Source organism: Kytococcus sedentarius, assembly GCF_041937525.1.
GTDB lineage: Bacteria > Actinomycetota > Actinomycetes > Actinomycetales > Dermatophilaceae > Kytococcus > Kytococcus sedentarius_A.
The window spans coordinates 1,245,942-1,268,585 of sequence record NZ_CP169391.1 but is presented as its reverse complement, the minus strand read 5'-3'; the positions used below and the strand labels follow the sequence as shown (position 1 = coordinate 1,268,585).

Here is a 22,644-nt window from a genome sequence, read left to right as displayed (position 1 = left end):
GTGGTCGGTGCGGAATCGTGCACGATCCGCCGGAGGAGGTCACTGATGGGTGCAGCAGCGGGTGGGACGGACGGTCCGGGGGCCGCGTCGCGCACCGCGGTCTCCGAGGGAGACCTCGCGCTGCTCCACCTGTTGCAGATCGCCCCGCGGGCGACCTGGGCCGATGCGGCGCGCGTGCTCGGGTCCTCTCCCTCCACCCTCGCGGCCCGGTGGAGGCGGCTGTGCGCCGAGCGGGTGGCGTGGGCCACGGTGCAGCCGCACGTGGACGGCGACGGGGTCACCAGTGCGCTGGTGGTGGCCCGTCTGGACCCGGCCCGTGCCGACGACGCGATCGCGGGGCTCGTGGACGACCACCACGTGGTGAGCGTGGACACCGAGACCGATGGGACCACCGTGTTGTGCACGGTGATGGCGCGTGGCCTGACCCGGCTCCACGAGGTGGTGGCCCAGGTGGCGCGGCGTCCGGGGGTGGTGGCGGTGGACACCTCGGTGGTGGTGTCCGTGGACCGGGACGGCACCGCATGGCGGCTGGGGGCCCTGGACGCCGACGAGCGCCGGGAGGCCGCGGCTCTCGCCGTGCCGCCCCGTTCCCGCCGGGCGGTGGAGGGGGTGGGCGAGCTCGCAGCGGCGCTGGTGGTGGATGCACGGGCGCCGGTGGCCGGGTTGGCCCGTGACACCGGGGCCCACCCCTCGACGGTGAGGCGGCACCTCGAGGCATTGCTGGCCGGGGGGACGGTGACGCCCCGTTGCGACATGAGCCACGTGGACATCGGCTGGCCGGTGACGCGCACGTGGTTCCTGCGGGTTCCCCCGGCCGGGGCCGCCCGGGTGACCGGCCGGTTGGCCGGGCTGGGCAACCTGCGCCTGGTGGCCTCTGTCACCGGGGACGCCACGATGGTGGTGTCCGCCGTCTTCCGCAGCCTGACCGAGAGCAGGGCGTGGGAGCAGCAGGTGCTGGGTGCGCTCCCGGAGGTGGCGGTGGTCCGGTCGGTCCTGCTGGTCAGCCCGCGCAAGCGGATGGGATGGGTCCTGGACGAGCGGGGGAGGCGCACCGACCGGTTGGTGCTTCCCGCAGTGCTCGCCCCGGCCTGAGGGGCGGGCACGCACGGGGCAGGGCGCCGGTGCGTGGGTCCCGGGTCAGGGCTCGCGTGTGCCCTGGTGGAAGCGCTGGCGCCAGCGGCCGGACTCCCGCACCCACAGCGAGGTGCGCACCGAGGCCCCCGATGCGGTGACGGCGCGCCACAGCAGCAGCAGGGTGTGCGCGTCCAGGGCGCTGGTGCTGAGCACCTCCACCTCGACCGGCTCGGGAAGGGGGCCGATCTCGGCCAGCATCTCCTCGCGGGTCCACACGCGCCCCGAGGCGCCCACCTCGTACCAGTCGCTGTGCAGCAGGGCGGCCACCTCGGCCGGGTCGGTGCGGGTGGTGTCGGTGAGGAGTGAGCGCTCGAGGGCCAGAACGGTCTCCGCATCGGAGGTGGGGAGGTCCTCGAAGAGGGTGGGGACGGTCTCGTCCGACCGGGCGCCGACCACCGCGGTGGGGTGGTCCGTGGAGGCGCTGGCGAACCCCGGCCCCGGGTCCGGATCGTCACCCCGCTGGTGGGCGAGGGCCGCGTTGCGGGCACGCTCGTCGGCGGCCTCGTTCATGGCGTGGCCGGCGTGGCCCTTGACCCACTCGAAGGTGACGCGCCGCCCCTGCATGGCCTCGTCGAGGGCCTTGACCAGCTCGATGTTCATCACCGGCTTGCCGTCGGCCTTCTTCCACCCCTTGCGCTTCCAGCCCGGGGTCCACTTGGAGATGACGTTGATGGCGTACTGGCTGTCGCACAGCACGTGGAGGTCGTCGTCCAGGTGTGCGGTCTGCTGCAGCAGGTCCAGCACGGCCATGAGCTCGCCCATGTTGTTCGTGCCGTGGTCCCAGCCCCCGGCGGCCCAGCAGTCGTCGTCGACGTACCACGCCCAGCCGGCGGGGCCGGGGTTGCCGAGTGCGGAGCCGTCTGCTGCTGCGGTGATCACGGGCGCGATGCTCTCACGGGCACCGGTGCGGGTCTCGACCTGCCGCCGGCGATGGCCCGACCCGGCGGGGACTACGGTGCGGGCATGACCGACCTCCTGGTGACCGATGTCCGCCTCGTGCCCCTCGACGGGGAGGAGGGAGGTGGCCCCGCCGTGCGACGGGTGGCCAGTGCTTCCGGTGGGACCGCCGCCACCGGGCCGGTGGACGTGCTGGTCCGCGACGGCGTGATCACCGAGGTGGGCCCGGGGCTGACGCGCCCTGAGGAGGTCCCGGTGCTGGCCGGTGAGGGCCGGTGGGTCGTCCCCGGGCTGTGGGACCACCACGTGCACCTGGGGCAGTGGGGTGCCACCACGGCGCGCCTCGACCTCGCACCGGCGACCTCCGCCCGCGATGCGGTGCGCCGCGTGGCTGAGCGCCTGGCCTCGGACGAGCCCCTCCCGGAGACCGGTGTCCTGGTGGGCTGGGGCCACCGGTCGGCCCAGTGGGACGAGGACCCCACGGTCGCGATGCTGGACGAGGTCGCCCGTGAGGTGCCGGTGGTCCTCATCAGTGGCGACGGCCACCACGGGTGGATGAACACGCCCGCGCTGCGGCTGCTCGGCGGCCCGGCGGACGCCACCGGGGTGGTCCGCGAGGCCGACTGGTTCCCCATGTACGACCGCCTGGGAAACCTTCCCGGCGCCGCGCAGGAGGCCGAGCTCGGCGTCGCCCGCGCCGTCACCGACGCCCTGGCCCTGGGCGTCGTGGGCATCACCGACCTGGAGATGGGCCGGCCGTGGGAGGACTGGCGCCGTCGCTGCGACCTGGGACAGCCGATGCTGCGCGCCCGCACCGGGGTGTACGCCGAGGAGCTGCAGGGCGTGCTCGATGCGGGGGTGCGCACCGGGCAGGTCATCGAGGGCACCGACGGGCTGGTCACCATGGGTCCGTTGAAGATCATCAGCGACGGCTCCCTCAACACCCGCACCGCCTGGTGCCGTGAGCCGTACGCCGACGCCCACCGCCTGACCCATCCGTGCGGTGCGGCGAACCTGACCCGCGACGAGATGCACGAGCTGATGACCGCCGGCCACGCCGGAGGGCTGGAGATGGCGATCCACGCCATCGGCGATGCCGCGGTGGGTCAGGCCCTGGAGGCCTTCGCCAGCATCGGGGCGCGCGGTGGCATCGAGCACGCCCAGCTGGTGGGCGAGGTGGACCTCGAGCGGTGGGGCGCCCTGCCGGTGCGGGCGAGTGTGCAGCCGGCGCACCTGCTGGACGACCGGGCGGTCACCGAGCAGTGCTGGCCCGACCGCACCGGCCTGACCTTCGCCCTGCGGCGGTTCGCCGAGCACGGCATCGAGATGGCGATGGGGTCGGACGCCCCCGTGAGCCCGCTCGACCCGTGGCTGACGCTGGCCTCCGCCGTGCACCGGGGGCCGGTCGATGCGGAGACGTGGCACCCGGAGCTCGCCCTCACCCCGGCCGAGGCGCTGGCCGCCTCGGTGGACTCCCAGCGGGTGCGTCCCGGGGCACGGGGCGACCTCGTGCTGCTGGACGCCGACCCGTTGGGCGGCGGCGACTCCGCGCAGCAGGCCCGGGTGCTGCGGTCCATGGGCGTCTCGGCCACGGTGCTGGCCGGTCAGGTGGTCCACGGCGGGTGAGCACCCGGCGTGGCCGGGGTCACAGGGCCAGTACCCTTCGGGGAGCCGCTTGAGCCCGTTCGACCCCCGTGGAGGAACCATGTCCGAGAACACCACCGTCATCGTCTCCGGTGCCCGTACCCCGATGGGGCGCATGCAGGGCGCCCTGGGCAGCCTGTCCGGCGCCGAGCTGGGTGGCGTGGCCATCAAGGCGGCCCTGGAGCGCGGCAAGGTCTCCGCCGACCAGGTGCAGTACGTGATCATGGGCCAGGTGCTCACCGCCGGCGCCGGGCAGATCCCCGCCCGCCAGGCCGCCGTGGCCGGTGGCATCTCCATGGACGTCCCGGCGCTCACCATCAACAAGGTGTGCCTCTCGGGCCTCAACGCCATCGCGCTGGCCGACCAGACCATCCGCGCCGGCGAGTTCGAGTGCGTCGTGGCCGGTGGTCAGGAGTCGATGACGAACGCCCCCCACCTGCTGCCGAAGTCGCGGGGCGGCTTCAAGTACGGCGACGTCACGCTGAAGGACCACATGGACTATGACGGTCTGTGGGACGCGTTCACCGACCAGGCGATGGGTGGACTCACCGAGTCCGCCAACCGCGAGGACCGGGGTGGCGAGCTGTCCCGCGAGGAGCAGGACGCGTTCGCCGCGCAGTCCCACCAGCGTGCCGCCGAGGCGACCGAGAAGGGCGTCTTCGGTGAGGAGATCGCCCCGGTGAGCGTGCCGCAGCGCAAGGGTGACCCCATCGAGGTCACGGCTGACGAGGGCATCCGCCCGGACACGACCACGGAGTCCCTCGCCAAGCTGCGCCCGGCGTTCAGCAAGGAGGGCACCATCACGGCGGGATCGGCCTCGCAGATCTCCGATGGTGCCGCGGCCGTGGTGGTGATGAGCAAGGCCGCCGCCGAGGCCGCCGGGTTGGAGTGGATCGCCGAGGTGGGTGCCCACGGCGTGGTCTCCGGTCCGGACTCGAGCCTGCAGCTGCAGCCGGCCAACGCCATCCGCGCGGCCCTGGCCAAGGAGGGCCTGTCGGTCGAGGACGTGGACCTGTTCGAGATCAACGAGGCCTTCGCGGCGGTGGGCATCGCCAGCGCCCGTGACCTGGGCGTGTCGGAGGACAAGGTGAACGTGAACGGCGGCGCCATCGCGCTGGGACACCCCATCGGCGCCTCGGGTGCCCGTCTGGTGCTGAGCCTGGCGATGGAGCTGAAGCGTCGCGGTGGCGGCGTGGGTGTCGCGGCCCTGTGCGGTGGTGGCGGTCAGGGTGACGCCCTCGTCGTGCGCGTGCCCAAGGCCTGAGGCGACGATGCTGGTCGCTTTCAGCATCGCGCCGTCCTCGGAGGACCCCGACGGCGGTGTGAGTGAGGCGGTGGCGCGCGCGGTGGGGATCGTGCGCGCCTCCGGGCTGCCGAATCGCACGGACTCGATGTTCACGACCCTCGAGGGGGAGTGGGAGGAGTGCATGGCGGTCATCAAGGAGTGTGTGGACGTGCTCGCGGCCGAGTCGCCCCGGGTGTCGTTGGTGCTGAAGGCCGACATCCGGCCCGGGTTCACCGGCCAGCTGGAGGCGAAGGTCGAGCGCGTGGAGCGGCACCTGGCCTCGTCGCCCCCCGCGGGCTGAGCCGCCCGTCGCCCCAGCACGGCGATCACACGCAGCGGCGACGCGGCCCTCATCGAGGGGGTTGCGCCGTCGCTGCGTATCGTGGAGGCAGAACGAATCCACGTGGGTTCCCGTCCGATCCCGACTCGATGCCGGCCCCGATCCCGGGCCGTCCAGGAGGAAACATGTCGTCCCAGCCCTTCTCCCGCGCCAGCCTCCACGGCGCCGTGGACCTCAGCGGTCTGAAGCAGCAGCAGGTGCAGGCGGCCATGTCCGGCGGTCAGGGGGCCGGCCAGGGGGCGCCGGCCGGTGGCGTTCCGGGTGGGGCCGCGGGGGCGGGCCCTGCAGGCCAGGGCGGTCCGGGTGCGGGCAACGACCCGCGTGCCACCGTGGTGGCCGTGGACCTGGACACCTTCGGGGAGGTGCTGCAGGACTCCGCGGTCGTGCCGGCCGTGCTGGTGCTGTGGAGCCCGCAGATCCCCGGCGCGCTGGAGTACGTGCAGATGATGGAGCGGCTCGCGGTGGAGTTCGAGGGCCGCTACCGCCTGGCGACGGCCAACGTGGCCGCCCAGCCGGAGATGATGCAGGCCTTCCAGATCCCCGAGCTGCCCGAGGTCATGACCATCGCCGTCATGATGGGCCAGCCGATGCCGATGTACGGCGGGGCCCAGCCGGAGGAGGAGGTGCGCGCGGTGATGCAGAACCTGCTCTCTGCCGCCGCCCAGAACGGTGTCACCGGCCGCGCGCAGCCGGGTGTCTCCGGCTCCGTCTCTGAGGGTGGCGATGCGGGGGAGGTCGCCGACCAGCCCGAGCAGCCGGCCGAGGAGCCGCTGTCGCCCCACGTGCAGGCGGCCTACGACGCCATCGATGCGGGGGACTTCACCGCCGCGGTGGCCGCCTTCGACGCCCGCCTGGCCGAGGAGCCGGGCGATGAGGAGGCGCGCCTGGGCCGCCAGCAGGTGGTGCTGCTGGAGCGGGCCGGGTCGCTGGACCCCACTGCCGTCCGGGAGGCGGCCGCGAAGGACGCGACCGACATCGAGGCGCAGATGCAGGCAGCGGACCTGGACCTGATGGGTGGCCACGTGGAGGACGCCTTCGCGCGCCTCATCGACACAGTCAAGGCCACCACGGATGAGGACCGCAACGCCGTGCGGGAGCGGCTGCTGGAGCTGTTCGAGATGGTGGGCTCGGCCGACCCCCGTGTGCGCGCCGCCCGCAGCAAGCTCATGAGCGCCCTGTTCTGAGCCCCCAGCCCCCGCCCCCAGCCCCGGCGGTGCACCGCCGGGGTGGGGGTTACTTCACCGCGTTGTGGCACGGTGGAGTGAGTCTGGCGCGGGGGTGGGCCAGTCAGGGGGTGCGGTGCCGGGCGGGGTCTACTCCACCGCGCTGTGGCACGGTGGAGTGAGTCTGGCGCGGGGGTACGGGCGGTGAGACTGGCGCGGGGGTGGGCTGGTCAGGTGGTGCGGAGGCGGGTGCGGGTGCGGGCCAGCAGCAGTTCGGCCGCCAATGCTGCCAGGGCCAGCAGCGCGCACCCCAGAAGCCCCAGCGCCGCCAGGGGTGCCAGGTCCAGCAGTGCCGGCGCAGTGCGGTAGTCATCGGCCACGTCCATGCCGACGGAGAAGGCCCAGGCGCAGAAGGCCAGCAGCGGACCGGCGGCCACGGCGGCCCACTTCACCGCCCGGAACGTCCACCGGTCCACCGGGAGGCAGGCCACCGCAGCCGACAGCAGCACGGGGACGAACGCCGGCACCGGCACGAGTCCCAGCACGCTGACGCCACTCAGGGCCGGCCAGAAGATGACCAGGGCCAGCAGCAGAGCCAACCGCACGCGGGTGCGCAGCATGCCCGGGCGGCGCGGCCCGAACCGGTTGCGCCGGTCCATGGCCGCGAGCCACTCGGTGGCCGTGGCGGACCCGGTGGCCGGGGTGACCCCCTCCACGGCCCTCAGGCCTGGTCCGCAGGGGTGAACCAGACCGCGCCCAACGGCGGAACCCGCACCACCGCAGAGGCAGGCAACCCGTCCCAGGGCACCTCCTCGGCCACCACCTCACCGAGGTTGCCCACCCCGGAACCGCCGTACTCCACCGCGTCGGTGTTCAGCACCTCACGCCAGCGCCCGGCCCGGGGGAGGCCCACCCGGAAGCCCTCGTGCGGCGACCCCGAGAAGTTCGCCAGCACCGCCACCGTGCTCCCGGGATCGGCCGGACGGTCACCGAAGCGCAGGAAGCTCACCACGTTGCCGGCCGCGTTCTCCGCATCGATCCACCGGAACCCCGTGGGCTGGTCGTCCAGCTGCCACAGCGCGGGCAGCTCGGCGTAGCGGCCGTTGAGGTCACGCACCGTGGACTGCACCCCGTGACGCAGCGGGTCGTCAGCGATGTCGAAGTCCAACGACACCGCCTCCGACCACTCCCGCGGCACCCCCAGCTCACTGCCCATGAACAGCAGCTTCTTGCCCGGGTGGGCCCACATGAAGGCCAGGTAGGCCCGCACCCCGGCGTACTTCTGCCAGGTGTCGCCGGGCATCTTGGTCACCAGCGAGCCCTTGCCGTGCACCACCTCGTCGTGGCTGATGGGCAGCACGTACTTCTCCGAGTACGCGTACACCATGGAGAAGGTCAGCTCGTGGTGGTGGAACTGCCGGTGCACCGGGTCCTTGGAGGCGTACTCCAGGGTGTCGTGCATCCAGCCCATGTTCCACTTCATGGAGAAGCCCAGCCCGCCCTCGTGGGTGGGGGCCGTGACGCCCGGCCACGCGGTGGACTCCTCGGCGATGGTGACCACCCCGGGGAACAGCCGGTGGGCGGTGGCGTTGGTCTCCTGCAGCAGCTGCACGGCCTCCAGGTTCTCCCGCCCGCCGTACTGGTTGGGCAGCCACTCCCCGGCAGCGCGCGAGTAGTCCAGGTAGAGCATGGAGGCCACCGCATCCACCCGGATGCCGTCGATGTGGAACTCCTCCATCCAGTACAGGACGTTGGCCACCAGGAAGTTGCGCACCTCGTGCCGGCCGAAGTCGAACACGTGCGTGCCCCAGTCCGGCTGGTCACCGCGGCGGGGGTCCGGGTGCTCGTACAGCGGCTGCCCGTCGAACCGGGCCAGCGCCCACTCGTCCTTGGGGAAGTGCCCGGGCACCCAGTCCAGGACAACGCCGATGCCGGCCGCGTGCAGCGCGTTCACCAGGTACCGGAACTCGTCGGGCGTGCCGAAGCGCGAGGTGGGCGCGTAGTAGCCCGTCACCTGGTAGCCCCAGCTGGGCGCGTAGGGGTGCTCGGCCACCGGCATCAGCTCCACGTGCGTGAAGCCCAGGTCCGTGACGTGCTCCACCAGCTGCTCGGCCAGCTCCACATACCCCAGCCCCTGCCGCCACGAGCCGAGGTGCACCTCGTAGGTGGCCATCGGCTCCGTCTGCGGGGTGCTCTCCGCGCGGCGGGCCAGCCAGTCCGCATCGGACCACGCGTAGGCGCTGGCGTGCGAGTCGTCCACCACCGATGCGGTGGCCGGTGGCACCTCGGTGCGTCGCGCCATCGGGTCGGCCTTGGTGACGGTGGTGCCCTCGGCGGTGGTGATCTGGAACTTGTACCGCTCCCCGGCGCCGATGCCGGGCACGAACAGCTCCCACACCCCGCTGCTGCCCAGGGTCCGCATCGGGTGGCCGGTGCCGTCCCAGTGGTTGAAGTCGCCCACCACGCGCACCCCGTGGGCGTTGGGGGCCCAGACGGTGAAGGACACCCCGGAGCTCACCCCCATCGGCCCCTCGTGGGAGCGGACGTGGGCGCCCAGCACGGTCCAGAGGCGCTCGTGGCGCCCCTCTCCGATGAGGTGCAGGTCCATCTCCCCGACGCCGGGCAGGTACCGGTAGCCGTCGTCCTGCACCCGGGGCTCGGCCTCCTGCGTCTCCTCCGAGCGCGCCTCGTCGGCGGTGGCCGGCAGCGGCCAGACCACCTCCAGGCGGTAGTCGGTGGGCGCCACCCCGGGCAGGTGGGCGCCGAAGATGCCGTCGGCCAGGTGCTCCAGCTCGTGACGCGACCCGTCGGGCAGCAGGGCCACCACGCGCCGGGCGCGGGGCCGCAGCGCGCGGATCACCACGCCGTCGTCGGTGGGGTGGAGCCCCAGCACCCCGTGGGGGTCGTGGGAACGTCCTTCCACGATGCGGTGAGCCGTCTCCCGGCTGATGTGCGCCGGGTCGGTGCTCACCGGGGCGAGGCGGGTGGCGCCACCGCTGGCGCCCTCACCAGCGGGCGACGCCTGGTGGGCGGGAGAGGCCAGCTCGATGCCGAGCAGCCGCTCCAGCGCGTGCAGGGGGATGGGTGTCCAGTCCGGGCGGTTGTGGCGCTCGTAGACCACCTCGTAGAAGGCCTTGTCCACCTCCAACGCCTCCAGCAGCAGTCGCGGCTCGGTGCCCTGGTCGCCGGTCACCGACCGGTAGCCCTCCAGGAAGGCCTCACGCACCCCGGCCACCCACCCGGCCAGGGCGTCGCGCTGCTCGTCGGGGAGCTCGGACTCGCGGGCCAGTGAGCCGGCCACGTAGTCGAAGGAGCGCAGCATGCCGGCCACGTCGCGCAGCGGCAGGTCCGGTGCACGCCGCTCGGCGACGGGCCGCAGCGGCTCACCCTCGAAGTCGAGCACCACCCACCCGCGGTCGGGCACGTCCAGCACCTGCCCCAGGTGCAGGTCGCCGTGGACCCGCTGGAGCGCCGGCCAGTCCAGGGCCTCCAGGGCGTCGATGCGGGCGGTCGCCTCCGCGCGCAGTGGCTCCAGCTCAGGGGCCTGGGCCAGCGCCGCGTCCAGGCGGGTGCGCAGGCGGCCGGTGAGCTCCTGCCGGTGCGTGTGGTCCACCTCCACGGTGCCCAGTGCGGCCGCGAGCTCGGCGTGCACGTGGGCCACGGCCTCACCGAGCCGCCGGGCCCGCTTCAGGAAGCGCTTGCCACGGGCCGCCGAGCGCAGGGCCACCCGCCACGCGTCGTCCACGTCTCCCAGGTACTCGCTGGCGAAGGCCAGGTGCCCGCTGCGCTCCTCACCCGTCTCCGGGTCGGGCCAGCTGCCCTCCACCGCCCCCAGCGGCGTCGGGATCACCGTGGACCCCTGCCGCGCCAGCTCCAGCTGCAGCTCCACGTCCGGGTTGGCGCCGCGCTGCAGCACGCGGAAGAGCTTCACGATGGCGGTCTCGCGCTGCGGTGCCTTGGGTCGCCCGCCCAGGGTGGTCACGATGATGGAGGTGTTCGACTGCTCCCCGGGCAGCACCCGGGAGCCGGTCACGATGTACGGCGCCTTGTGGGGGCGACGCGGGCGCAGCTGGTTGCCCCGCATCGTCACCGAGCCCTCGCCGTAGGTGCTCTCGCGGTCGGCCATCGCCATCACGGCCGCGGCGTACGCGGGGTCGTGGGCGGCGTCGTGGAGGGTGCCCCGGGCCTCGGGATCGTCGGACAGCCCCATCGCCGCCAGGGAGATCTCCCCGATGCGGCCCCCCACCGCGGAGGAGGCGGACGCGGAGTCGCCGGGCCCACGGTCCGAGGCGTCCTCGCCCCCCGGCGCGTGGGGGTGCACGGTCAGCGGCACCTGGTAGATGGTGGCCGGCACGGTGGCGCGGTCGGCCACGTACACGGTGGACAGGGCCACGGTCTGGCCCGCGGGGTCCACTACGTCACCCATGCGCACGGTGCCGATCCGCTGCAGGCGGGGGGTGTGGCCCTTGCCGGCGAACCACCGCTGGCGCGGCAGCCACTCCTCCAGCAGGTGCTTCAGGGTCGCGGTGCTCATGCGGGCTGCCCCCCGGGGGTCTCGTGGTCGGTGATCGGACGGTACGTGGTGCCTGCGGACGGCGCCTGCGCCGGGGAGGGCTCTCCCACGGGCGCTGTGTGGGGTCGGCGCAGCCCGAACCAGAAGAACTGGCGCGAACCGAGGGTGAGGTGCAGGCCCCCGGCGTCATCGGCATCGGGGAAGCCGCGGCCCCCGAAGAGGTCGGCCAGCGCGGAGCCGGCGTGGTCCTCACCCAGGTGCAGGCGGACTCCCTGGGGACGGTCGGAGAGGTTCATGACGCACAGCACCTCGTTCTCGCCCACCACGTGGGTGTCCTCCTGCAGGGCGTGCGGGGCGATCCACCGGGTGAAGGCCAGGACGGCGGGGTTGTCGGCGTCCACCACCGTGAAGTCACCCAGGCCGAACACGCTGTGCTGCTTGCGGACGGACAGCATGCCGCGGGTCCAGTTCAACAGGGAGTGCCCCTGGGACATCTGGGACTCCACGTTCACGGCCGTGTGGTTGTACGCCAGCGACTGGATCACGGGCAGGTACAGCTTGCCGGGGTCGGCGGTGGAGAACCCGGCGTTGCGGTCCGGCGTCCACTGCATGGGGGTGCGCACCGCGTCACGGTCGTCCAGCCAGATGTTGTCGCCCATGCCGATCTCGTCGCCGTAGTACAGGCAGGGGGAGCCGGGCAGGGAGAGCAGCAGGGCGTTGATGAGCTCCAGCTCGGCGCGGGAGTTGTCCAGCAGCGGGGCCAGCCGGCGGCGGATGCCGATGTTCGCCCGCATGCGCGGGTCGGGGGCGTACCAGCCGTACATGGCGGCGCGCTCGGAGGTGGACACCATCTCCAGGGTCAGCTCGTCGTGGTTGCGCAGGAAGGTGCCCCACTGGCCCCCGGCCGGAACCTCGGGCGTCTCGGCCAGCACGTCGATGATGGGGGCGGCCTTCTCCTCCCGCAGGGCGTAGTACAGCCGCGGCATGACCGGGAAGTGGAAGCACATCTGGCACTCGGGGCGCTCCGGGGTGCCGAAGTAGTCCACGACCTCGTGCGGCATCTGGTTGGCCTCGGCCAGCAGGATCCGCCCCGGGTACTCGCGGTCCACCATCTCGCGCAGGTCGGCCAGGATCGCGTGGGTCTCGGGGTCGTTCTCGCAGTTCGTGCCCTCGGTCTCGATGAGGTAGGGCACCGCATCCAGGCGGAAGCCGTCGATCCCCAGGTCGAGCCAGAAGCGCACCACGTCGAACATCGCCTCGCGCACCGCGGGGTTGGCCCAGTTGAGGTCCGGCTGGTGGCTGAAGAAGCGGTGCCAGTAGAACTGGCGGCGGACCGGGTCGAAGGTCCAGTTGGACTCCTCGGTGTCCACGAAGATGATCCGCGCCTCGGCGTACTTCGTGTCGTCGTCGGACCACACGTAGAAGTCGCCGTACTCGCCGGTGGGGTCGGAGCGGGAGGCCTGGAACCAGGGGTGGGCGTCGCTGGTGTGGTTCATCACCAGGTCGGTGACGATCCGGATGCCGCGGGCGTGCGCCTGGCTCACCAGCTCGGTGAACTCCGGCAGGGTGCCGAACTCCGGCAGCACCGCCGTGTAGTCGGCGATGTCGTAGCCGCCGTCGCGCAGCGGGGAGGCGTAGAAGGGTGGCAGCCACAGGCAGTCCACGCCGAGCCACTGCAGGTAGTCCAACCGGCGGATGAGGCCGCTGAAGTCCCCGGAGCCCGAGGCGGTGGTGTCGTCGAAGGCGCGCGTGAGCACCTCGTAGAACACCGCGGTGCGGTACCAGTGCGGGTCGTGACGGAGGCCCGGCTGGTGCAGGTCCATGGGGGAGAAGGCGTTCACGGCTGCACCTCCACCAGGTGGATCGGCTCGGCGTCCACGCCCAGGCGCACGTACACCGCATCGCCCCAGTCCCAGGTGTCGCCGGTGACCACGTCGTGGGCCCGGAACGTGCTACCGGGCTCCAGGCCCAGCGCGGCGAGGTCCCAGTGGACGGTGGCCTCCACGGTGGTGTGCGGGTTGAGGTTGGCCACCACCAGCACCACGTCCTCGGCCGGCTCGTGGGCACCGGACGACCCGGCCGACCCGGTCAGCACCCGCCGCTTGGAGTAGGCGATCACCTCGTGGTGGTCGGTGGGGTGGAAGTGCAGGTTGCGCAGCCAGTGCAGCGCCGGGTGCTCGGCGCGGAAGCGGTTCAGCATGGCCAGGAAGCCCGACAGGTCGGGGCGGTCGGCCACCCCGGCCTCGGCCCGGGCCGCCTCCAGGGCCTCGCGCGCAGCGGGCTCCAGGGCCTCCCACCCGCCGGGGCCCGGGTCCAGGTCCCACCGGCGGTCGGTGTACTGGTACTTCTCGTTGTCGATGTGCTCCTCGGCTCCGGGGCGCGGCACGGACTCGCAGTGCTCGTAGCCCGCGTAGATGCCGTAGGTGGGCACCAGGGTGGCGGCCAGTGCTGCCCGCAGCCGGTGGGCGTGCACCCCGCCGTGCTGCATGAACGGGGTGAGGATGTCGTGGGTGGTGGGCCAGAAGCTGGGGCGCATGTACGCCGCCGCCGGGCCGGCCAGCTGCTGGCAGTACTCGGTGAGCTCGTCCTTGGTGTGGCGCCAGGCGTAGTAGGTGTACGACTGCTGGAAGCCCACCTTGGCCAGGGTGTGCATCATCGCCGGCTTGGTGAACGCCTCGGCCAGCCAGATGGTCTCCGGGTGCTCGCGGGCCACGTCCACGATCAGCCACTGCCAGAACTCGACCGGCTTGGTGTGGGGGTTGTCCACCCGGAAGGCGCGGACGCCGTGGTCCAGCCACACCTGCACCACCCGGCGGATCTCGGCGGAGATGCCGTGCGGGTCGTTGTCGAAGTTCAGCGGGTAGATGTCCTGGTACTTCTTGGGCGGGTTCTCGGCGTACGCGATGGTGCCGTCGGCCCGCTGCGTGAACCACTCGGGGTGCTCGGTCACCCACGGGTGGTCCGGGGCGCACTGCAGGGCCAGGTCCAGGGCCACCTCCAGCCCCAGCTCCTTCGCGCGGGCCATGAACGCGTCGAAGTCCTCCCAGCTGCCCAGATCCGGGTGCAGGGCGTCGTGGCCGCCTTCCGCAGCACCGATGGCGTACGGCGAGCCCGGGTCGTGCTCCCCCGCATCGAGGGTGTTGTTGGGGCCCTTGCGGAAGGTGGAGCCGATGGGGTGGACGGGCGTCAGGTAGACCACGTCGAAGCCCATGGCGGCCACCGCGGGCAGCCGCTCGGCGGCCGTGGCGAGGGTGCCGGAGACCCACTGGCCGGTGTCCGGGTCCACGTGGGCGCCCTCGGAGCGGGGGAAGAACTCGTACCAGGCACCGGAGAGGGCCAGCTCGCGCTCGACCCACAGGGCGGTGCGCGGCGAGGGGGAGACCAGGTCGCGCAGGGGGTAGGCGGCCAGGGCGGTGTGGACCTCCGGTGAGGTGGCCGCGGCCAGGCGCTCGGTGGGGGAGGCGGAGCCGTCGCGCAGCGTGGAGGCCGCCGCCGCAAGCACCCGGGCAGCCTCCTCGCGGGTGGTGGCCGGGTCCCAGGCCCCCGAGACCTGGGCGCTGGTGCCGTCGGCGGCGGCGTCCGCGGCCCGCTGCAGCACCAGGGCGCCCTCGGCCAGCATCAGCTCGGTGTCCACCCCGGCGCCGATCTTCACCGTCGCCGCGTGCTCCCACGTGCCGTAGGGATCGCTCCAGCCCTCCACGCACAGCGACCACACGCCGGCCGAGGGGGCGTGCACCTTGGCGGCCCAGTGGTCCAGCCCGGGGTTGAGGCACTGCATGACCCACCGGTGCTCCGTGCCGTCGGGCGAGGTGAGCAGTGCCGTGGCGTTCACCGCATCGTGTCCCTCACGGAAGACGGTGGCCGAGACGGTGAAGGACTCGTCCACCACGCTCCTGGCCGGGAAGCGGCCACCATCGACGCTCGGCTGCACGTCCAGCACCGGGATGCGTCCGACCGGTACCTGGCCTGCGTGGGGGAACGGGGGCGGGGTGGCAGTCACGGCTCGACCCTAGGCGATGCGCTGCGGCCCCGGCGAGGCCTGAGACCGGGTTGTGACCGGGCGGACATACACTCTGGCGCGTGATTCCCGCCCTGACCGTGACGCTGTTCGCCGTGCTCGCCCTGCTCTGTGTGGTGACGGCGGTGTACGCGCTGATCGGACGCCCGGTGGACAACCTCGTCCTGGGTGTGACCGCGCTGGTGGGGCTGGTGCTGCTGGTGCAGCTGTTCGTGGGCCTGGTGATGGTCCTCACCACCGACTACGACATCCCCGCCTGGGAGTTCGGGGCCTACCTGTTCGGCATGGTCGCCCTGCTGCCGGTGGCCTTCCTCTGGTCGGTCGCCGAGCGGGAGTCCCGTTGGGGCATGGGCGTGCTGTTCTTCGCGGGGCTGGCGCTGTTGGTGATGACCCAGCGCGTCGTGGCCATCTGGTACGAGATCCCCGCCCTGCTCACGCACTGACGCCGCGGCCCCACCCGACCCCGATGCCAGGAGACACGCCATGAGCACCACCCCCCGTCCCTCGTCGCCGGCCCCCGGACACGCCCGGGGCAGCCGGCTGAGCAGCGGCTTCGGGCGCCTCCTCGTGGCCGCCTACGGGGTGTTGGCGCTCGCGGCCACGGGACGCTCGATCATGCAGCTGGTCGCCTACTTCGAGCGGGCGCCGCTGGCCTACCTGCTCTCGACCGCGGCCGCCCTGATCTACCTGGTGGCCACGGTGGCGATGGTGCGCGGCGGGCGCGGCGGGCGGCGGGTGGCCCTGTGGGCCGTCGGCATCGAGATGGCCGGCGTGCTCGTGGTGGGGGCGCTGAGCGTGGCCCTGCCCGAGCTCTTCCCGGACGAGACGGTGTGGTCCAACTTCGGCAAGCAGTACTTCTACGTGCCCCTGGTGCTGCCCGCGCTGGGCCTGTGGTGGTTGCTCAGGGGCGCAGACTCCACACGATGACGGTGGGTCCGTCGACCCCCATCGCCTCGCCCGGCTGCGGGGCGCTGTCGTCGGAGGGGTGGTCGGGGTGCTCCCAGGCCGAGCTCCACTCCAGGGTCGCCTGCGACCATCCCTCGATGCGGGGGAGCACCAGCTCGACCGGCCCACCGGCGTGCAGGGCCACCACCACGGCGGCCTCGGTGGTGTCGTCCTCGGGGATCAGCACCATCTGCAGGGTGCGCGAGTCCCCATCGGCCCAGTCGTCGTCGCCCAGGGGGGTGCCCGATGCGGTGAACCAGCCGGCGCGCAGACCGCCGGGCTCGGCGTCGGGCGCCGACGCATCGGCGGGCGTGAACGGGGCGAAGAAGGCGTGGTGGCCGATGGCGTGGAACTCCCGACGGAGCTCCACGAGGCGCCGGGTGGTCGCCACCAGGTCGTCCTGCCACTGCTCCCACTCCCAGTCCAGCGGGGCCAGGTGCCGGGTGGCGTCGGTGAGCGTGTAGAGGTTGTTGTTGCCGCCCTGGGTGCGGCCGAACTCGTCGCCGGCGGTGAGCATGGGGGTGCCGGTGGCCAGCAGGGTGGTGGCCAGCAGGTTGCGCATGGTGCGGCGGCGGGCCGCGGCGATGGCGGCGCCCTCCTCGGTGTCCGGCACCGGCCCCTCCACGCCGTGGTTCGCCGAGTGGTTCGCGTCGGTGCCGTCCCGGTTGTCCTCGCCGTTGTCCAGGTTGTGCTTGCTGTCGTAGGCCGTGAGGTCGTGCAGGGTGAAGCCGTCGTGCGCGGTCACGAAGTTCACCGACGAGGTGGGCAGGCGCCCGTGGTGCTCGAACAGGTCGGAGGAGCCGGACAGCCGTGTGGCCATCTCGCTGATGCTGGTCCCACCGGTCAGCCAGAACCCGCGGGCGGCGTCGCGGAAGCGGTCGTTCCACTCCGCCATCGGCGGCGGGTGGGAGCCGGTCTGCCAGCCGCCGGGGGAGATGTCCCAGGGCTCGGCGATGAGCTTCACCCGGGAGAGGACCGGGTCGGTGCGCAGCGCCATCAGCAGCGGGTGGTTGCGCGACCACGTGCCGTGCTCGTCGCGCCCCAGGGCGGAGGCGAGGTCGAACCGGAAGCCGTCCACGTGGAACTCGGTCACCCAGTGGCGCAGCGAGGCCAGCACCAGCCGCAGGGTCTCCGGGTGGTTGGTGTCCACCGTGTTGTGGCAGCCCGTGTGGTCCACGTCGTGGCCCACGTCGTCCAACCGGTAGTACAGCGGCGCGTCGAGCCCGCGCCACGAGTAGGTGGGTCCCCACGCGGAGGACTCCTCGGCCGTGTGGTTGTAGACCACGTCCAGCAGCACCTCCAGCCCGGCGGCGTGGAGGGCCCTGACCATCCCGCGCACCTCGTCGGCCACCGCCAGCGGGTCGTCGGTGGCGGCGTACCCGGGGTGTGGGGCGAACCAGGACACCGAGTTGTACCCCCAGTAGTTCTCCGCGCCACGGGCCATCAGGTGCAGCTCGTCGGCCTTGGCGTGCAGGGGGAGCAGCTCCACCGCCGTGACCCCGAGCCCCACCAGGTGCTCGATGACGGCCGGGTGCGCCAGGCCGGCATAGGTTCCACGAAGCTCCTCGGGCACGTCCGGGTGGGTGGCCGTGAGGCCGTGGACGTGGCCCTCGGAGATGACCGTGTCCCGCCACGGGGTCAGCGGCGGGGCGTCGTCGCCCCAGTCGAAGCTTCGTCCCAGGGCGCGGTCGTCGGGCACCAGGTTCCACGGCACCGCATCGCCACTGTCCACGTCACTGCGGTGGACGCCGCCGTCCACGGCCTGCAGGTGCTCGTCCACCCTGTGGGCGAACAGCTCCGGCCCGGGCGTGATGGTGCCGGCGACCACCGTGCCGAAGGGGTCCAGCAGGCGCTTGGCCGGGTTGTGGCGCAGGCCCCCGGACGGCTCCCAGGGGCCGTCCACGCGGAAGCAGTAGGGGGTGCCCGCCGGCACGTCGGGGACCTGGTCGAACCAGGTGCCGTGCACCCGGTGCCGCAGCGGGACGCGACGCTCACCCCCATCGTCCTGACGCAGGCACAGCCACACCGCGGTGGCACCCCGGGCCACCACGGCGACCTCCACCACGTCGCGGGCCGCCGGGTCGGCCCCGGTGCCGTCGGGCACGCGGGTCAGGCCGGGGGGCGGCGGGATGTCGGGGGAGAAGCCATGGCGGATCGGCATGGGCCCAGCGTAGGCAGGCCGCCGCGTCGGGATTGCCGTCGGGCGCGCCCCGGGCGGCTCCCGTGGCGTGGGTCACGGCAGGTAGTTTGGTGGCATGACAGATCCGACTCAGCTCCCGAACTTCCCGTCCGGTGACGACGCCGGTTCCACCGGCGCCGCCGGCCCCACGCTCCGCGACCAGGTGATGACCCTGCTGCAGACCGACGGCATGCAGCCCAAGGTCGACAACGAGGGCGACATCGGCTTCGACGTGCAGGGGCAGACCATGTTCGTGCGCGTCACCGAGGGCGACGTGGACATCATGCGCGTCTTCGGCCAGTGGCAGATCGGCTCCGACGTGCCGCAGGACGTGGTGCGCTGGCTGAACAACACCAACGACGTGACGCTCGGCGCCAACATCGTGAAGATGGGCATCGTCGGCAGCACCCTCGTGGTGTCCGCCGAGCACATCATGCTCAAGGGCGAGAGCCCGAGCCCCCGGATGCAGCTGTCGGTCAACATGATCATGCAGGCCGTCCAGGTGTGGCACGAGAACGTCACCAAGGACGAGGTGCAGCACGCCACCGCCGCCGCCATCGGCAACCCCGGCCCGGCGAGCCCGGGCCGCGCCGGTGCGCCGGGTCAGCAGGGTGGCGCCGGCCAGCAGGACCAGGCCCAGGGCGGTCAGCAGGGCGGGCGCAGCGGTGCGTCCTCCTTCTCGCTGAACCTCGGCGACGACCAGGACCAGCAGGGAGGCCGCGCATGAGCGAGCAGACCAGCAGCCAGCCCGAGCAGACCTGCGAGTTCGTGCGGCTGGAGGTGGCCGACGGCATCGGCACCATCCGCCTCGACCGTCCCAAGATGAACGCCCTGAGCACCCAGCTGCAGGACGAGATCGGCATCGTGGCCCAGCAGGCCGCCGAGCACCCCGAGGTGCACGCCGTGATCGTCTACGGCGGCGAGAAGGTGTTCGCAGCCGGGGCGGACATCAAGGAGATGCAGAAGATGAGCTACGCGGACATGCTCGACCGCGCCGCCAAGCTCCAGGCCTGCCTCACCCACGTCGCGCAGATCCCCAAGCCCACCGTCGCGGCCATCACCGGCTACGCGCTCGGTGGCGGCTGCGAGCTGGCGCTGGCCTGCGACTTCCGCGTCGTGGCCGACAACGCCAAGCTCGGCCAGCCGGAGATCCTGCTCGGCGTCATCCCCGGCGCCGGCGGCACGCAGCGCCTGCCCCGCCTCATCGGCACCGCCAAGGCGAAGGACCTGATCTTCTCCGGCCGCCACGTCGACGCCGCCGAAGCGCTCGCCATCGGCCTGGCCGATGAGGTCGTCCCCGCCGAGGAGGTCTACGACGCCGCCGTGGCCCGCATGAAGCAGTACGTCGGTGGCCCGTCCATCGCCCTGCGTGCGGCCAAGGAGTCCATCGACCGCGGCATGGAGGTGGACCTGGTGACCGGGCTGGAGCTCGAGCGCATCGCGTTCGCCGGCCTGTTCGCCACCGAGGACCGACAGATCGGCATGGACTCCTTCGTCGAGAACGGCCCCGGCAAGGCACGCTTCGTCGGCCGCTGAGCCACCGGCACCACATCGCCGCACGCCACCGGTCCACGGGCACGGGTGACGTGCGACACTGGGAGGGTGTCCCGCATCGACGGGGCGCCCTCCCAGCCACCATCGGCGGCGCGCGACGCGTGACGCCCCAGCAAGTCATGAGAGAGGCGATCGATGAACATCGTCGTGTGCGTGAAGCACGTCCCGGACGCCCAGGGGGACCGGTCCTTCACCGGTGACAACCTGACCGACCGCACCACGGACGGCCTGCTGTCCGAGCTCGACGAGTACGCGGTGGAGGAGGCCCTCAAGATCACCGAGGGCCAGGACGACGCCCGCGTGACCGTGCTCACCATGGGCCCCGCCGCCGCGGAGGAGGCCGTGAAGAAGGCCCTGCAGATGGGCGCGACCGATGGCGTGCACGTCACCGACGAGGCCCTCGCCGGGTCCGACGCCCTGAGCACCGCGCTGGTGCTGGCCGAGGCCGTGAAGAAGGTGGACGAGGTGGACCTCGTGCTCTTCGGCCTGAGCTCCACCGACGGCACCATGGGCGTCGTGCCCGCGATGGTGGCCGAGCTGCTGGGCGTGCCCATGGTCACGCTGGCCAACTCCGTGGAGTGCTCCGGCGAGACCGGTGGCACGGTGACCATCAAGCGCGACACCGCCGAGGCCACCCAGACCATCGAGGCCACCCTGCCGGCCGTGGTGTCGGTGACCGACCAGATCAACGAGCCGCGCTACCCCAGCTTCAAGGGGATCATGGCCGCCAAGAAGAAGACCATCGAGAGCTGGTCGCTGGCCGACCTCGGGGTGGACGCCGAGCTGGTGGGACTGGGCAACGCGTGGGCGCAGGTGGACGGCACCGAGCAGCGCCCGCCGCGTGAGGCCGGCGAGGTCATCACCGACGAGGGCGAGGGCGGCACCCAGCTGGCCGACTTCCTGGCCAAGCGCAAGTTCATCTGAGCCGCGGGCACCTGACTTTCCACGAGGAGACGACAATGAGTGAAGTGCTGGTCCTGGTCGACCACAGCGACGGTGACGTCCGCAAGACCACCGGCGAGATGCTGACCGCTGCCCGCCGCATCGGGGACGCCTCCGCGGTGTTCGTGGGCGCCGGGTTCGACGCCGCCAAGGAGACCCTGGCCGCCCACGGTGCGACGAAGGTGTACCGCCTGGAGGCCCCGGAGTTCGACGAGTACCTGGTGGGTCCCACCGCTGAGGCGCTGGCCCAGCTGGTGCAGCGCACCGGTGCCTCCGCGGTGATCGTCCCGTCCTCCCCGGAGGGCAAGGAGGTGGCCGGTCGCCTGGCCGTCATGACCGCCTCCGGTGTGATCACCGATGCGGTGGACGTGCAGGCGGGCGAGGGTGGCGTGAGCGTCACCAAGTCCGTGTTCGCCGGTGGGTGGACCACCACCTCCCACGTGGCCAAGGGTGTGGCCATCGTGACGCTGAAGCCCAACTCGGTCTCCGCGGAGGAGGCCCCGGGTGAGGCTGCCGACGAGGTGGTCGAGGTGGAGTTCTCCGACGTGGCGCGCGGTGCCCGCATCGTGAGCAGCGAGGAGAAGGCCGCCTCGGGTCGCCCGGAGCTGACCGAGGCCGCGATCGTGGTCTCCGGTGGCCGCGGTACCGGTGGTGACTTCGACCCGGTGGAGGCGTTCGCCGACTCCCTGGGCGCTGCCGTGGGTGCCTCGCGTGCCGCGGTGGACGCCGGCTGGTACCCGCATTCGAGCCAGGTCGGCCAGACCGGTGTGACCGTCTCGCCGCAGCTGTACGTGGCGGCGGGCATCTCCGGTGCCATCCAGCACCGCGCCGGCATGCAGACCTCCAAGACGATCGTCGCGGTGAACAAGGACGAGGAGGCGCCGATCTTCTCGATGGTGGACTTCGGCGTCGTGGGCGACCTGTTCGACGTGCTGCCGCAGGCCACGGAGAAGATCGCCGGCTCCAAGTGAGCCACCCGATGGGGTGAGCCCGCCGCGCGCGGGTGCTCACCCCATCGATCACGAGCCGTCCGGCACCCGCCGGGCGGCCCGTTGGTGGACCCGGCACGGCAAAGGTGAACCCGGCACGTTGAATACGGCGCGCCGGGTTCACCTTTCCCGTGCCAGGTTCGCCCGCCGGGGGGTGCGCCAGGTTCCTGGCAACCGAAACACGCACCGGTGCTGCTTTCGAGTGTCCGCCGAACAGGAGTTCCGCACCGGTGCAGAAGTGGACTGGCGAGACACGCATGGGTGCGGAGTTCGTGGGGGTGCGCGGCTGAGATCAGCACCGGTGCGGGGTTCGGGTGCGGGGTTCGTGGGGGTGCGCGGCTGAGTTCAGCACCGGTGCGGATCTGGGGCGCCGGGGTTGGGGTGCCGCTCCGGTTGCCGGACCCCCACGGCCGCGACGACGATGGAGCCATGACCGAGACCACTGGTACCCAGACCAAGACCGTCATCTTCCTGACCTCCGCCGAGGGCATCGAGGCCGTCGAGCTCACCGACCCGTGGAAGGCCGTGACCGATGCGGGTCACACCGCCAAGCTCGTCTCGCCCGAGGGTGGCGAGGTGCAGCTGTTCAACCACCTGGACAAGGCCGAGACGAAGACGGCCGACGCCACGGTGGCCGACATCGACCCCGCGCAGGTCGACGCGCTGGTGCTGCCCGGTGGGGTGGCGAACCCCGACCTGCTGCGTCAGAGCGACGAGGCCGTGCAGTTCATCAAGAAGGTCTACGAGGCGGGCACGCCCGTTGCGGCCATCTGCCACGCCCCGTGGGTGCTGGCCGAGGCCGGCATCGTCTCCGGCAAGCGGGTGACGGGCTTCGACAGCATCGAGACCGACCTGCGCAACGCCGGTGCCGAGTGGGTGGCCGACCAGGAGGTCGTCGTGGACGGCAACCTCATCACCAGCCGCAACCCCGACGACCTTCCCGCGTTCAACGGCGCCATCGTGGAGGCGCTCGAGCACGGCGTGGCCGCAGCCCAGGGCTGAGCGCAGCACCCATCCCACGTCCCTCGCGGGGCCGGGAAG

At 72.4% G+C, this 22,644-nt stretch carries 18 protein-coding genes; 12 read left to right on the top strand and 6 right to left on the bottom strand.

Annotation, left to right across the window (positions count from 1 at the left end):
- The first annotated feature begins 45 nt into the window (after window positions 1–45).
- Window positions 46–1,092 carry an Lrp/AsnC family transcriptional regulator gene (locus ACEY2A_RS05910; RefSeq protein WP_374929930.1) on the top strand — a complete coding sequence of 349 codons (1,047 nt, stop codon included), beginning with the start codon at window positions 46–48 and terminating at the stop codon, window positions 1,090–1,092.
- 45 nt (window positions 1,093–1,137) lie between these two features.
- Here ACEY2A_RS05910 and ACEY2A_RS05905 read toward each other — a convergent pair whose 3' ends face one another.
- Window positions 1,138–2,013: an RNase H family protein gene (locus ACEY2A_RS05905; RefSeq protein WP_374929929.1), complete on the bottom strand. Its 876-nt coding sequence runs from the start codon at window positions 2,011–2,013 to the stop codon at window positions 1,138–1,140.
- Between the two features lie 84 nt (window positions 2,014–2,097).
- Between ACEY2A_RS05905 and ACEY2A_RS05900 the strand changes: the two genes are divergently transcribed.
- From ACEY2A_RS05900 to ACEY2A_RS05885, 4 genes are all read left to right on the top strand, one after another.
- The gene (locus tag ACEY2A_RS05900) at window positions 2,098–3,657 is read left to right on the top strand and encodes an amidohydrolase (protein ID WP_374929928.1); all 1,560 of its coding nucleotides are present in this window, start codon (window positions 2,098–2,100) and stop codon (window positions 3,655–3,657) included.
- A gap of 79 nt (window positions 3,658–3,736) precedes the next feature.
- Window positions 3,737–4,939 (top strand): acetyl-CoA C-acetyltransferase, encoded by a 1,203-nt coding sequence (locus ACEY2A_RS05895; protein ID WP_374929927.1) that lies wholly within the window; start codon window positions 3,737–3,739, stop codon window positions 4,937–4,939.
- 7 nt (window positions 4,940–4,946) lie between these two features.
- On the top strand, window positions 4,947–5,261 hold the full coding sequence (locus ACEY2A_RS05890; protein ID WP_374929926.1) for an MTH1187 family thiamine-binding protein: 315 nt from the start codon (window positions 4,947–4,949) through the stop codon (window positions 5,259–5,261).
- A gap of 164 nt (window positions 5,262–5,425) precedes the next feature.
- Window positions 5,426–6,484, top strand: coding sequence for a tetratricopeptide repeat protein (locus ACEY2A_RS05885; RefSeq protein WP_374929925.1), 1,059 nt, complete (start codon window positions 5,426–5,428; stop codon window positions 6,482–6,484).
- 209 nt (window positions 6,485–6,693) lie between these two features.
- Here ACEY2A_RS05885 and ACEY2A_RS05880 read toward each other — a convergent pair whose 3' ends face one another.
- From ACEY2A_RS05880 to ACEY2A_RS05865, 4 genes are read right to left on the bottom strand one after another with little or no spacing between them, the layout of a single operon-like run.
- Window positions 6,694–7,179 (bottom strand): hypothetical protein, encoded by a 486-nt coding sequence (locus ACEY2A_RS05880; RefSeq protein WP_374929924.1) that lies wholly within the window; start codon window positions 7,177–7,179, stop codon window positions 6,694–6,696.
- 5 nt (window positions 7,180–7,184) lie between these two features.
- Complete coding sequence (glgB, locus tag ACEY2A_RS05875) at window positions 7,185–10,997, bottom strand: 1,4-alpha-glucan branching protein GlgB (RefSeq protein WP_374929923.1); 3,813 nt, start codon at window positions 10,995–10,997, stop codon at window positions 7,185–7,187.
- The gene (treS, locus tag ACEY2A_RS05870) at window positions 10,994–12,799 is read right to left on the bottom strand and encodes a maltose alpha-D-glucosyltransferase (protein WP_374929977.1); all 1,806 of its coding nucleotides are present in this window, start codon (window positions 12,797–12,799) and stop codon (window positions 10,994–10,996) included. The genes glgB and treS overlap by 4 nt, the downstream gene beginning before the upstream one ends.
- Window positions 12,800–12,813: 14 nt before the next feature.
- Window positions 12,814–14,976 (bottom strand): maltotransferase domain-containing protein, encoded by a 2,163-nt coding sequence (locus tag ACEY2A_RS05865; protein ID WP_374929922.1) that lies wholly within the window; start codon window positions 14,974–14,976, stop codon window positions 12,814–12,816.
- A gap of 80 nt (window positions 14,977–15,056) precedes the next feature.
- On the opposite strand from ACEY2A_RS05865, the gene ACEY2A_RS05860 reads away from it, so the two are divergent.
- The gene (locus ACEY2A_RS05860) at window positions 15,057–15,437 is read left to right on the top strand and encodes a hypothetical protein (protein ID WP_374929921.1); all 381 of its coding nucleotides are present in this window, start codon (window positions 15,057–15,059) and stop codon (window positions 15,435–15,437) included.
- Window positions 15,438–15,477: 40 nt separating this feature from the next.
- Window positions 15,478–15,921: a hypothetical protein gene (locus tag ACEY2A_RS05855; RefSeq protein ID WP_374929920.1), complete on the top strand. Its 444-nt coding sequence runs from the start codon at window positions 15,478–15,480 to the stop codon at window positions 15,919–15,921.
- Here the strand turns inward: ACEY2A_RS05855 and glgX are convergent.
- Entirely contained in the window at window positions 15,896–18,100 is a 2,205-nt protein-coding gene (gene glgX, locus ACEY2A_RS05850) for a glycogen debranching protein GlgX (protein ID WP_374929919.1), read from the bottom strand. The two genes, ACEY2A_RS05855 and glgX, sit on opposite strands and share 26 nt — an antisense overlap.
- A gap of 94 nt (window positions 18,101–18,194) precedes the next feature.
- Between glgX and ACEY2A_RS05845 the strand changes: the two genes are divergently transcribed.
- The 5 genes from ACEY2A_RS05845 (at window position 18,195) to ACEY2A_RS05825 (ending at window position 22,605) form a co-directional block, all read left to right on the top strand.
- Window positions 18,195–18,845, top strand: a complete 651-nt coding sequence (locus ACEY2A_RS05845; protein ID WP_374929918.1) for a hypothetical protein — start codon at window positions 18,195–18,197, stop codon at window positions 18,843–18,845.
- Window positions 18,842–19,654, top strand: a complete 813-nt coding sequence (locus ACEY2A_RS05840) for an enoyl-CoA hydratase/isomerase family protein (protein WP_374929917.1) — start codon at window positions 18,842–18,844, stop codon at window positions 19,652–19,654. The genes ACEY2A_RS05845 and ACEY2A_RS05840 overlap by 4 nt, the downstream gene beginning before the upstream one ends.
- A gap of 153 nt (window positions 19,655–19,807) precedes the next feature.
- Window positions 19,808–20,596, top strand: coding sequence for an electron transfer flavoprotein subunit beta/FixA family protein (locus tag ACEY2A_RS05835; protein ID WP_374929916.1), 789 nt, complete (start codon window positions 19,808–19,810; stop codon window positions 20,594–20,596).
- Window positions 20,597–20,631: 35 nt separating this feature from the next.
- On the top strand, window positions 20,632–21,585 hold the full coding sequence (locus ACEY2A_RS05830) for an electron transfer flavoprotein subunit alpha/FixB family protein (protein WP_374929915.1): 954 nt from the start codon (window positions 20,632–20,634) through the stop codon (window positions 21,583–21,585).
- A 447-nt stretch (window positions 21,586–22,032) separates the two neighbouring features.
- On the top strand, window positions 22,033–22,605 hold the full coding sequence (locus ACEY2A_RS05825; protein WP_374929914.1) for a type 1 glutamine amidotransferase domain-containing protein: 573 nt from the start codon (window positions 22,033–22,035) through the stop codon (window positions 22,603–22,605).
- Window positions 22,606–22,644: the final 39 nt, after the last annotated feature.

Excerpts from the sequence above, each read along its gene's own strand:
- ACEY2A_RS05910 (WP_374929930.1), top strand. The coding sequence starts at position 46 with ATGGGTGCAGCAGCGGGTGGGACGGACGGTCCGGGGGCCGCGTCGCGC.
- ACEY2A_RS05900 (WP_374929928.1), top strand. The coding sequence starts at position 2,098 with ATGACCGACCTCCTGGTGACCGATGTCCGCCTCGTGCCCCTCGACGGG.
- ACEY2A_RS05895 (WP_374929927.1), top strand. The coding sequence starts at position 3,737 with ATGTCCGAGAACACCACCGTCATCGTCTCCGGTGCCCGTACCCCGATG.
- ACEY2A_RS05890 (WP_374929926.1), top strand. The coding sequence starts at position 4,947 with ATGCTGGTCGCTTTCAGCATCGCGCCGTCCTCGGAGGACCCCGACGGC.
- ACEY2A_RS05885 (WP_374929925.1), top strand. The coding sequence starts at position 5,426 with ATGTCGTCCCAGCCCTTCTCCCGCGCCAGCCTCCACGGCGCCGTGGAC.
- glgB (WP_374929923.1), bottom strand. The coding sequence starts at position 10,997 with ATGAGCACCGCGACCCTGAAGCACCTGCTGGAGGAGTGGCTGCCGCGC.
- treS (WP_374929977.1), bottom strand. The coding sequence starts at position 12,799 with ATGGACCTGCACCAGCCGGGCCTCCGTCACGACCCGCACTGGTACCGC.
- ACEY2A_RS05855 (WP_374929920.1), top strand. The coding sequence starts at position 15,478 with ATGAGCACCACCCCCCGTCCCTCGTCGCCGGCCCCCGGACACGCCCGG.
- glgX (WP_374929919.1), bottom strand. The coding sequence starts at position 18,100 with ATGCCGATCCGCCATGGCTTCTCCCCCGACATCCCGCCGCCCCCCGGC.
- ACEY2A_RS05845 (WP_374929918.1), top strand. The coding sequence starts at position 18,195 with ATGACAGATCCGACTCAGCTCCCGAACTTCCCGTCCGGTGACGACGCC.
- ACEY2A_RS05840 (WP_374929917.1), top strand. The coding sequence starts at position 18,842 with ATGAGCGAGCAGACCAGCAGCCAGCCCGAGCAGACCTGCGAGTTCGTG.
- ACEY2A_RS05835 (WP_374929916.1), top strand. The coding sequence starts at position 19,808 with ATGAACATCGTCGTGTGCGTGAAGCACGTCCCGGACGCCCAGGGGGAC.
- ACEY2A_RS05830 (WP_374929915.1), top strand. The coding sequence starts at position 20,632 with ATGAGTGAAGTGCTGGTCCTGGTCGACCACAGCGACGGTGACGTCCGC.
- ACEY2A_RS05825 (WP_374929914.1), top strand. The coding sequence starts at position 22,033 with ATGACCGAGACCACTGGTACCCAGACCAAGACCGTCATCTTCCTGACC.